The organism is Clostridium sp. CTA-19 (assembly GCF_054767855.1).
The window spans coordinates 1-636 of the sequence record NZ_BAAABH010000092.1 but is presented as its reverse complement, the minus strand read 5'-3'; the positions used below and the strand labels follow the sequence as shown (position 1 = coordinate 636).

Genomic DNA, 636 nt, shown 5'->3' with positions numbered 1-636 from the left:
CTCATAGGCCCCCATGGAAAAGTAGACTCATAATTCGAATGGAACTATACTAGGATTAATGAATGGAGGGGTGCATTATGAGTGGGAATTTTATTAGAAAATATACTGAAGAAGAAAGAGTGAAAATTGTAGAAGAGGCTTTAGAATGTGGAAGCAATTCTTTAGTAGCAGCGAAGTATAATATACACAGTGGATTGGTATCTAATTGGAAATGTAATTATAGAAGATATAAGAAAACTTTAAAACCTAAGAATGCTACTCAACCTAAAGATGAAGAAATAATTGTAGATTATAAAAAAGAGTATAAGAAAACAAAGGAAAAATGCAAAGATCTTGAATTAGAAGTTGCCATTCTTAGAGATTTATTAAAAAAAAAGAAATAAATGAAGAACCTGATTTGTATTCTTATGCATCCGAATGGATTTCTATAGGTGCACCTATTAAAGCTATATTAAGGATATTAGGTTTAAAAAAATCTACTTATTATAAACAACAGTTATTGATTAAAAGTGGAAATAGACCTTTAAATCAATCCGAAGGAAACATTCCAGGATATAGTCTAAATATAAATGGTGAAAAAGTTTTTGATTTAGAGATTCAAAAATATATAGTGAAAATAAAAAAAGATGAAGTAGG

1 protein-coding gene and 1 pseudogene are annotated in these 636 nt (G+C 28.5%); both read left to right on the top strand.

What is annotated here, in order from left to right; genetic code table 11:
• Positions 1–77 precede the first annotated feature (77 nt).
• Positions 78–383: a helix-turn-helix domain-containing protein gene (locus ACYUE0_RS17765; RefSeq protein ID WP_460271942.1), complete on the top strand. Its 306-nt coding sequence runs from the start codon at positions 78–80 to the stop codon at positions 381–383.
• 14 nt (positions 384–397) lie between these two features.
• Positions 398–636 (top strand): annotated as a pseudogene (locus tag ACYUE0_RS17760) (hypothetical protein); the annotation flags it as partial.